The organism is Gammaproteobacteria bacterium, from assembly GCA_028817255.1.
In the GTDB taxonomy this organism is placed as follows: domain Bacteria; phylum Pseudomonadota; class Gammaproteobacteria; order Porifericomitales; family Porifericomitaceae; genus Porifericomes; species Porifericomes azotivorans.
In genome coordinates, this window is record JAPPQA010000131.1 from 1 (window position 1) to 8,442 (window position 8,442).

At 64.4% G+C, this 8,442-nt stretch carries 12 protein-coding genes; 10 read left to right on the forward strand and 2 right to left on the reverse strand.

Translation table 11 applies throughout. The annotated features are described in order from the left end of the window. Nucleotides 1–252: 252 nt before the first annotated feature. On the reverse strand, nt 253–861 hold the full coding sequence (locus OXU43_05770) for a 5-formyltetrahydrofolate cyclo-ligase (GenBank protein MDD9824660.1): 609 nt from the start codon (nt 859–861) through the stop codon (nt 253–255). A 54-nt stretch (nt 862–915) separates the two neighbouring features. Here OXU43_05770 and rpsP point away from each other — a divergent pair, with 54 nt between their 5' ends. Genes rpsP through OXU43_05805 form a run of 7 tightly spaced genes read left to right on the forward strand, consistent with a single transcriptional unit; the run spans nt 916 to nt 5,050 of the window. Next, the gene (gene rpsP / locus OXU43_05775; GenBank protein ID MDD9824661.1) at nt 916–1,170 is read left to right on the forward strand and encodes a 30S ribosomal protein S16; all 255 of its coding nucleotides are present in this window, start codon (nt 916–918) and stop codon (nt 1,168–1,170) included. Between the two features lie 10 nt (nt 1,171–1,180). Further along, entirely contained in the window at nt 1,181–1,735 is a 555-nt protein-coding gene (gene rimM, locus OXU43_05780) for a ribosome maturation factor RimM (GenBank protein ID MDD9824662.1), read from the forward strand. After that, nucleotides 1,736–2,497 carry a tRNA (guanosine(37)-N1)-methyltransferase TrmD gene (gene trmD / locus OXU43_05785; protein MDD9824663.1) on the forward strand — a complete coding sequence of 254 codons (762 nt, stop codon included), beginning with the start codon at nt 1,736–1,738 and terminating at the stop codon, nt 2,495–2,497. Further along, on the forward strand, nt 2,494–2,853 hold the full coding sequence (gene rplS, locus OXU43_05790) for a 50S ribosomal protein L19 (GenBank protein MDD9824664.1): 360 nt from the start codon (nt 2,494–2,496) through the stop codon (nt 2,851–2,853). The genes trmD and rplS overlap by 4 nt, the downstream gene beginning before the upstream one ends. 4 nt (nt 2,854–2,857) lie before the next feature. After that, a complete protein-coding gene (locus tag OXU43_05795; protein MDD9824665.1) occupies nt 2,858–3,370 on the forward strand; it encodes a methylated-DNA--[protein]-cysteine S-methyltransferase in 513 nt (170 codons plus the stop codon). A 22-nt stretch (nt 3,371–3,392) separates the two neighbouring features. Beyond that, entirely contained in the window at nt 3,393–4,295 is a 903-nt protein-coding gene (xerD, locus tag OXU43_05800; protein MDD9824666.1) for a site-specific tyrosine recombinase XerD, read from the forward strand. Nucleotides 4,296–4,303: 8 nt separating this feature from the next. Continuing rightward, entirely contained in the window at nt 4,304–5,050 is a 747-nt protein-coding gene (locus OXU43_05805) for a DsbC family protein (GenBank protein ID MDD9824667.1), read from the forward strand. Here OXU43_05805 and OXU43_05810 read toward each other — a convergent pair. Next, nucleotides 4,971–5,825, reverse strand: a complete 855-nt coding sequence (locus tag OXU43_05810; GenBank protein ID MDD9824668.1) for a DUF3108 domain-containing protein — start codon at nt 5,823–5,825, stop codon at nt 4,971–4,973. The genes OXU43_05805 and OXU43_05810 overlap by 80 nt on opposite strands. Nucleotides 5,826–5,890: 65 nt before the next feature. Between OXU43_05810 and waaA the strand changes: the two genes are divergently transcribed. The 3 genes from waaA to OXU43_05825 all read left to right on the forward strand — a co-directional run. Continuing rightward, entirely contained in the window at nt 5,891–7,186 is a 1,296-nt protein-coding gene (waaA, locus tag OXU43_05815; protein MDD9824669.1) for a lipid IV(A) 3-deoxy-D-manno-octulosonic acid transferase, read from the forward strand. A gap of 203 nt (nt 7,187–7,389) precedes the next feature. Beyond that, nucleotides 7,390–8,301, forward strand: a complete 912-nt coding sequence (locus OXU43_05820) for a Dam family site-specific DNA-(adenine-N6)-methyltransferase (protein ID MDD9824670.1) — start codon at nt 7,390–7,392, stop codon at nt 8,299–8,301. Then, nucleotides 8,298–8,442: HNH endonuclease (locus OXU43_05825; GenBank protein MDD9824671.1), on the forward strand; the 145-nt coding region annotated here is incomplete at its 3' end. The genes OXU43_05820 and OXU43_05825, both read left to right, overlap by 4 nt.

The window sequence follows — 8,442 nt, forward strand, 5'->3', positions numbered from 1 at the left end:
AATGTGCGCGTTCCGCGCTCTATTTGCGCGGGATTCCGGCTTTCGCCGGAATGACAAGAAGGGCCGGAATGACGAAAAAACCGGAATGACAGAAAAAAAAGCGGGAATGGCGGATATTTGCCGTGCCAGTGGGTAGTTTTTCGTGCGGCTCTGGATTTTCGGGGTTTTTACACGGACTGGAAAGCAGAAATTCGTGGCAGATATAGAGAGAGCCGCTTTTCTTCCCCTCACTTGCGTAACGGCTTGGAGCGCTTATCCGGGGGGTGCGGGGGTGAGCAGCCTTCGTTCCGTGACGATGCGGTGCATGGGGGCGTCGAATGGCTCTACGGGGAGTTTCGCCACTATTTGCCGCTCGAATGCCAGGGCAATGCGGCGCGTCGCCGGGTGGCGCGCCAGCCAGCGGTCGTAGTAGCCGCGGCCCGCCCCCAGGCGGGCGCCGTCGGGGGCGAAGCCCAGGCCCGGCACCAGCGCGAGCCGGAGCCGGCCGGTCCAGGCCCGGCGCGCGGGGGGCGCCAGGATGCCGAAGCGGCCCGGCGTCAACTCCGTCCATGCGTTTAGCCGCACGGCGACCATCGTTTCCCCGTCGCGCAGATAAGGTACGCAGACGATCCGCCCCTCCGACAGCAGGCGGCGAATCAGGCTGCGGGTCTCCGCTTCCGCGCCCATCGAGATATACGCGAACAAAGAACGCGCGCGCTGCATCTCCGGCAATTGCAGCAGGGAGGCATGGATCTCGCGCGAGGCGCCGCGGCGGTATTCGGCGCTCAGCGCCTGCCGGCGGGTACGCAGCAGCGAGCGCAGTTCCCGTTTGCGCAGCCGGGCCCGGTTGCCGGGGCCGGCGCTTTGCCGCGCCGCGCTCATAGCGTACAATAACCCGCTTTCATGGTGACCGAAGGATTCGGCTGAGGAAGTCTCATGGTAAGGATTCGATTGTCCCGCGTCGGTGCGCCACGGCGCCCTTTTTACCATATCGTGGTGACGGATCGCCGCGCCAAGCGCGACGGGCGTTGCATTGAGCGCGTAGGCTATTTTAACCCCATCGCTCGCGGTCCGGAGCGGCGCCTGCAGGTTGACCGGGAGCGGGTGGAGCATTGGTTGCGGCAGGGGGCCCAGGCATCGGACCGGGTCTTGCGCTTGCTCGCGCAGGCAAAGGCCGCCGCCGCGGCCTGATTCGGCCGCCATGGCTGCCACAGCCGTCGCTACGGCGCCCTCGGCAGGGCCGGTTCCGCCCGTGGATTCCCCGCCGGTAACGCTGGGGCGGATCAACGGTCTTTACGGCGTGCGCGGGGGGGTGCGGGTGCTCTCGCACACCCGGCCGCCAGAGAATATCCTGGCCTATCGCGACTGGCTGTTGTGCGGCGATGACGGCTCAATGCAGGCAATACGCGCGCGCGGCGCCCGCCATGGCCGCGGTCTGGTGGCCTATCTGGACGGGGTTACGGACCGGGAGCAGGCCCGGGCCCTGTTGGGAGCGCGGATCGCAGTGCCCCGCGCCGCCCTGCCGCCCCCGGCGGCGGGAGAGTATTATTGGCACGACCTGATCGGTCTGCGGGTGCGGGATCGGCAGGGGCGCGGCCTGGGGCGCATCGAGCGCCTGTTGGAGACCGGCGCCCAGGATGTCTTGCAGGTTATCGGCGAGCGGGAATACCTGATCCCGTGGGTGCCGGGATCGGTCGTCGAGCTTGTGGACCTGCGGGCAGGAGTCGTGCGGGTATGCTGGGAGGCGCCGGCCTGAATGCGTTTTGGCGTCGTTACTCTGTTCCCGGAGATGTTCGCGCCTCTCAGCGGCGGCGGTATCGTGGGGCGCGCCATTCGCGCCGGTTTGCTGCAAGTGCGGACCTGGAACCCGCGCGATTATGCGCCGGAGCCGCAATGCAGCGTGGACGACCGCCCCTACGGCGGGGGGCCCGGCATGGTTTTGATGGCGCCGCCCTTGCGCGCCGCGCTGGCGGCGGCGCGGGCAGGCCTGGGCCCGGAGGCGTCGGTAATCTATCTCAGTCCGCAGGGGCGCCGCCTGGATCAGCGCGGCGTGGCCGAGCTGGCCCGCCGCCCGGCCCTGATCCTGCTGGCCGGGCGCTATGAAGGGGTTGACGAGCGCCTCATCGCGCTGGAGGTGGAAGAAGAGTGGTCAATCGGCGACTATGTCCTGAGCGGCGGCGAGCCGGCGGCGCTGGTGCTGATTGATGCGGTCACCCGTTTGTTGCCGGGCGCCCTGGGACATGAGGCGGCGGCCAGCGAGGATTCCTTTGCCGCGGATTTGCTGGAGTATCCGCAATATACCCGCCCCCGCGAAGTCGAGGGCTTGCAGGTGCCGGAGGTGCTGTTGAGCGGCGATCACGATCGCATTCGCCGCTGGCGCTTGTGCCAGGCCCTGGGGCGCACGTGGCAACGGCGGCCGGAACTGTTGCTGGAGCGGGAACTGGACGCCGAGCAGCGCGAGCTGCTTGCGGCTTATCTTTGCGAGCGGCCGATTGCAGGACAGGAGGCGGGACGATGAACATCGTAGAGCAGTGGGAACAAGAGTGTATGGCCGGACGGAAACTGCCGGAGGTCTGGCCGGGGGATACCGTGGTCGTGCAGGTCCGCGTCCGCGAGGGCGGGCGGGAGCGCATCCAGTTATTCGAGGGGGCGGTGATCGCCATGCGCCGACGCGGGCTTAACTCTTCCCTGACCGTGCGCAAGATCTCCTACGGCGAAGGCGTGGAGCGCGTTTTCCAGGTCTATAGCCCCTTGATCGGCGACATTGAGGTTAAGCGCCGGGGCCGGGTGCGCCGTGCCAAGCTGTATTACCTGCGGCAACGGCGCGGCAAGGCAGCTCGTATCCGGGAGAAGATTCCGGCCGCTAAGAAGTAATGCGATGAACGCGCGCCGCCCGGTCTCCGGAACCTGTAGCCTGGATACTTCCCTGGGCACTTTGGGTATGCGCTGGACGCATGGGCGCCTGCGGCGCCTCTGGTTTTATAATGTGTCGGCGGCGCCTCCCTCATCGAATCCCGCAGCTTTGGCGGGCGAACCGGTCGTGCAACGGGCGATAGGGGCGTTGCGCGCCTATTTCCGCCGTCCCGCCGCCTTCCCGCGGTTGCCGCTGGCGCCCGAGGGTACGAGCTTCCAACAGCGAGTATGGCGGGCGTTATGCGCCATACCCCCGGGGCAGTCGCGCTGTTACGGCGAGTTGGCGCGCTCCCTGGGTACGGGGAGCCGGGCAGTGGGCGGCGCCTGCCGGGCCAATCCCATCCCGATCCTGATACCTTGTCACCGCGTGGTGGCGGCTACCGGTACCGGCGGCTACTCGCAAGGGCTTGCGCGCAAGGATTGGCTGCTCCGGCACGAGGGGCACGAGGGGCACGAGGGGATATTGCGGTTTGTCTAAGGGTGGCTTTCCTGATAACAGGGTGCCTGAGAAAAGCACATCGGAACATGATTCGATAGATGATTTTCTGGATAAGCTTTGGCTGGAAAAAGGATTAAGCGAGAATACTCTGGCCGCCTATCGCGGCGACTTGCGGAGCTTTTGCGCCTGGTTGCGGCAACGGGGCGGGCACTTGCTGGCCGCCGCGCCTGCCGACCTGTACGCCTACTTGGGCGATCCGGTCTCCGGGTCGGCGCGCAGCCGGGCACGGCGGCTCTCCTGTCTGCGGCGCTTCTACCGTCGCCTGGCGCGGCAGGGGCAACTCGAACGGGATCCTACGGCGCACGTGCAATCTCCGCGGCTGGGGCGCCGTCTGCCGCAGGGCTTGAGCGAGCGCCAAGTGGAATTGTTGCTGGCGGCGCCCGCGCTCTCCGCGCCGCGGGGGTTGCGCGACCGCACCATGCTGGAGGTGCTCTACGCGACCGGGATGCGCGTCTCGGAGCTGGTGGGTTTGCAGTTGGGGCAACTCGGCTTGCGTCAGGGCTTGGTGCGGATTGTGGGCAAGGGCGGCAAGGAGCGTCTGATTCCCCTGGGCGACCCCGCGGTGGAGTGGTTGCAGCGCTATCTCGCCGAGGCGCGCCCGCTACTGCTGGCTGGGGCCTCTTCCAACGTGCTTTTCCCTGCCCGCCGCGGGCGGGCGATGGCCCGCCAGACCTTCTGGCACCTGATCAAGCGGTATGCGATCCAGGCCGGCCTGGCGCCCGGTTCCCTGACTCCGCATACTCTGCGCCATGCCTTCGCCACCCACCTGTTGGACCACGGGGCGGACCTGCGCGCCGTGCAGCTGCTTCTGGGACACAGCAGCGTCTCCACCACGCAAATCTACACGCACGTGGCCTGCGAGCGGTTGAAGCGCCTGCACGCCACGCATCATCCCCGCGGATAAAGGCACGGATGAACGGTACCCGGAGGAACGGCCGCCGCATTCTGCCTTCGGCGGCGTTGCTGCTGTTGCTGGCGCCCTTTGCCGCCATGGCGGCCGAACCGGATGCGGAGACCCGCGCCCGGCTCTCCAAGCAGGTGTCGAAAGTGTTCCCGGAATTGCAGCTTACCAGTATCCGTGCCACTCCCATGGCCGGTCTCTACGAACTGCAGTTGGGCACGGAGCTGCTGTATATGAGCGAGGATGGCCGCTTCGTGTTGCGCGGCGACCTGATTGATTTGCAGGGACGGGCCAATCTCAGCGAGGCCCGGCGCGGCGAATTGCGCGCCGAGCGGCTGCGCAACATTCCGCCGCAGGATCTGATCGAGTTCTCGCCGCCGCATCCGCGCCATTTCATCTATGTGTTCACGGATGTGAACTGCGGTTATTGCCGGCGGTTGCACCGGGAAGTCCCGGAGCTGAACCGGCGGGGAATCGGCGTCCGCTACCTGGCGTTTCCGGTGATCGGCGATGCCGAGAAGACCCGCCGCATTATGGAATCGATCTGGTGCGCGCAAGACCGCCGCGAGGCGCTTACCCTGGCCAAGAGCGGCAGGGCGGTGGAGAGCCGTCGCTGCGACAATCCGGTTTCCCGCCACCTCGAAATCGGCCGCGGCTTCGGGGTCCGGGGCACGCCGGCTATCTATCTGCAGAACGGCCAGGAGTTGCCCGGGTATCTGTCTCCCCCGGAGCTGGAACGCTATTTGCAGGGTTCTTAGGCGCCGCGTCGCCGGCGCCGCCATCCGGGCCGGCTGCCGGGCGGAATGTCTCCAGCGTACTCACGTAGAGGTCGCCGTTTTTCTCCGTGGTTTCGGTTCGCACCGGCAGGTAGTCCAGCTGCGGCGCATGCCAGGAGAGCGTCTTTCGCTTGCCTTCGCTATGGCGCTGCCGCCGCAGCACGCGCAGGGTCTGCAGGCGCCCCCAGGGTTTCACGTCCAGCCACTCCTTCGCTTGCAGGCGAAAGATGTATTCCTTGACCTTCTTGCCTTCGGTCAGCAGGTAAAGCCATTCCCGTCGCTCGCCGGCGCGGCGCAGCTCGCCGATCACGCTCAGTTCGCCGGACAGCCGGTCGAAGACCGGCGCCTCGGATTTCAGGGACAGGCGCCGTTCCCCTTGAACGCCGAGAATCAGTTCCCCGCGTTCCCAGTCGAACGCCGCCCGCCGTTGCCGGGGGCGGTGTCCCTCGCGCCGGTACGAGTAGTACCGCGGCAACAAACGGCCGCTATGGGGCGCCAGCAGGCTTTGTTCGGTGATTCGCACTTTTCCGAACAGCACGGCGGCGATTCCTGCCGGCCGTGCCTCCGAACGGAAGACAAAGACGCCGTCCGCTCGTACGCGAAGCTGTCGTTTTATGCGGGCGACCAGCAGGCCGTTGCGCTCAAGCAGGTAGTGGGCTTCGAAGGCGCGCGGCGCAGGCTCGGCGGCGGCAACGGTCGCCGCGGCAAGCAGGGGCAGCAGGCCGCAATGCAACGCCCAGGCTGTCGCTATGCGCACCGGCTTCTCCCGCCGGCCCGGGTCGGCGCCGGAGCAACCTTTTGCGGCAGGGCAGGGGGCGCCGCATGAGCGCGCGCCGATGGTACAACCTGTGCGCCTGGTGTCTGCTGCCCGTGGCCCTGCTGCGCTTGTCGCTGCTCGGCACGCGGGACCGCGGCTACCTGCACGGTTGGGCAGAGCGCTTTGGCTGTCCCGGCCGTTTGCGCGCGCCGGCTGCCGGCCGGATCTGGTTGCATGCCGTCTCCGTAGGCGAGATCCAGGCGGCGCGCCCCCTGTTGCAGCGCCTGCCCGAACGCTTTCCCGGGCGCCGCCTGCTGGTGACCACCACGACGCCCAGCGGCGCCCGTATCCTGGCCCGTCTGGGCGACGCCATAGACATGGATTTCGCCTATCTGCCTTTCGACCTCTCCTTTGCGGTCGCTTCTTTTCTTGACCGCTGCCGGCCAGAGTTGGCGATCGTCATGGAAACGGAGATCTGGCCAAACCTGTTTGCCGCCTGTCGCGACCGGGGCATCCCTCTGGTGTTGGCCAACGCCAGGCTTTCCGACCGCTCTTTGGCCGGTTACCGGCGCCTGCCCGCCTTGTTCCGGGAGACATTCGAGGCCGTGTCGCTGGTCGCAGCCCAGGACGATCAAAGCGCCAGCCGCTACCGGGAACTGGGCGTTCCGGCATCCAAGCTGCGGGTCACCGGCAATCTCAAATTCGATATCGCCTTTCCCCCGGACATGGAGGAAGACGCGCTCCGCCTGCGGCACGAACTCTTCGACGACCGGGTCGCCTGGATCGCCGCCAGCACCCACGAAGGAGAAGAGCGGCAGGTATTGCGGGCTTTCCGCCTGGTAGAGGCCGAGCATCCCGGGTCGCTGCTGATCCTGGCCCCGCGCCATCCCTGGCGCCAGAAACGGGTTTTGGAGGAATGCCGCCGTGCCGGATACCCGCGGGTCGTTTGCCGTAGTCAGGGTTCGCGCGGGCCACTTACGGAACCTGTGCTGTTGCTCGACACCCTGGGAGAACTGCCCTTGTTCTACGCCGCCTCCGAGGTGGCCTTCGTGGGCGGCAGCCTGGTTACGCACGGCGGACAGAATCCGCTGGAGCCCGCGGCCCTGGGGGTGCCGGTGATTGCCGGTCCGCATTATGCCAATTTTTCCTCGGTGGTCGGTTTGCTGCGCGAGGCGGGCGCCGCCTGGATCGTGTGCGACTACCGGGAGCTGGCGGGGCGGGTCTCTCAGTTGTTGGCAGACGAGGTATTGCGCCGCCTGGCCGGCGGCAACGGCCGGGAGATCGTCGCCCGTCATCGCGGCGCTGCCGACCGCCTGTTGCGGGAATTGCCGCTTGGGGAAGAACCGGAGGCCGCGGCATAGCGGCGCGACCTTGCGGGCCTGCCGCCGGTTGCGGGGATTGCGCGAGCTTGGGGGCATATGAGAATTATCGCGTATTTTGCCGGACGGTTGGGAATTCCGGTTGCCGCCGCTGGCAAGCGGCAGGAGGCCCTCGCCACAGCCACTGAAAAAAACTGCTGCAAGGAGGAATACGGTACAATCGGCGCATGAGGCCGTTCCCAGGCATGCACATTCCTCACCCGTTCCCTTATCAGGGCAGTAAGCGCAGCATTGCAAAGCATATTCTTCTGCATTTCCCCGGCAAAGTGGATTGTCTTATTGAGCCGTTCTGCGGCGCCGGTGCGGTTTCTATTGCCGCCGCCGCCCACGGGTTGGCGAAACGGGTTTTGCTCAATGATTTGAACAAACCGCTAATGGATTTGTGGCGGGAAATACTTGATAGGCCAAGTCGGTTAGCCAGTAAATATGAGAGGATGTGGCATGTACAACACCCGGACAGGAAAAATTACTTCTTGCGTATTCGGGACCAATTCAATTCTACCCATCAGCCGCACCATCTGCTTTATTTGCTTGCCCGAATCGTTAAAGGATCGGTAAGGTACAGCTCCGATGGGTCGTTTAACCAGAGCGCGGATAATCGGCGTTCGGGAATGCGTCCGAGCGCGATGAAGAAGAATATTATGGGTGTTTCCTATTTGCTGGCGAAAAAAACCGCTGTTTCCGCTATTGACTTTCGTGAAGCGGTAAAGAGGGCGAAAAAGGATGATTTGGTTTACATGGATCCACCGTACCAGGGAACGTCCTTCACGAGGGACCATAGATACTGTAATGGGCTTGCATACAATGATTTTGCAGATGCGCTGTCCGTAATGAATAAAAGCGATATTTCCTACATTATCAGTTATGACGGCATTACTGGAGAAAAAACGCATGGTAAAATTTTGCCCGGGAACCTTGCTCTAAAACATCTGTATATATGCGCGGGCAGATCAAGCCAGGCAACGCTTCTGGGAAGCAATGATGAGACGATCGAATCATTGTACCTGTCGCCAGCCTTGGTAGAGAGGTTGGAACAGGATGCGCCCAAAGTTATTAATAAGGCTAATTATAAGCAGCAAAAGCTTGTTTTTTCATGAGGAAATATCGCTATCCAACATGGTTTTTGAAACTATTGAAAAGCATCAAGGCAAAACGGCCGAAGACGGTAATTGAACATATTCTTAAGTATGGCCAGATAACTACAGAGGAACTTAAAGACATATACGGCTATAATCATC

Bases quoted from the DNA above. Each gene is read 5' to 3' on its own strand.
- OXU43_05770 (MDD9824660.1), bottom strand. From the start codon at position 861: ATGAGCGCGGCGCGGCAAAGCGCCGGCCCCGGCAACCGGGCCCGGCTG.
- rpsP (MDD9824661.1), top strand. From the start codon at position 916: ATGGTAAGGATTCGATTGTCCCGCGTCGGTGCGCCACGGCGCCCTTTT.
- rimM (MDD9824662.1), top strand. From the start codon at position 1,181: ATGGCTGCCACAGCCGTCGCTACGGCGCCCTCGGCAGGGCCGGTTCCG.
- trmD (MDD9824663.1), top strand. From the start codon at position 1,736: ATGCGTTTTGGCGTCGTTACTCTGTTCCCGGAGATGTTCGCGCCTCTC.
- rplS (MDD9824664.1), top strand. From the start codon at position 2,494: ATGAACATCGTAGAGCAGTGGGAACAAGAGTGTATGGCCGGACGGAAA.
- OXU43_05795 (MDD9824665.1), top strand. From the start codon at position 2,858: ATGAACGCGCGCCGCCCGGTCTCCGGAACCTGTAGCCTGGATACTTCC.
- OXU43_05805 (MDD9824667.1), top strand. From the start codon at position 4,304: ATGAACGGTACCCGGAGGAACGGCCGCCGCATTCTGCCTTCGGCGGCG.
- waaA (MDD9824669.1), top strand. From the start codon at position 5,891: ATGAGCGCGCGCCGATGGTACAACCTGTGCGCCTGGTGTCTGCTGCCC.
- OXU43_05820 (MDD9824670.1), top strand. From the start codon at position 7,390: ATGCACATTCCTCACCCGTTCCCTTATCAGGGCAGTAAGCGCAGCATT.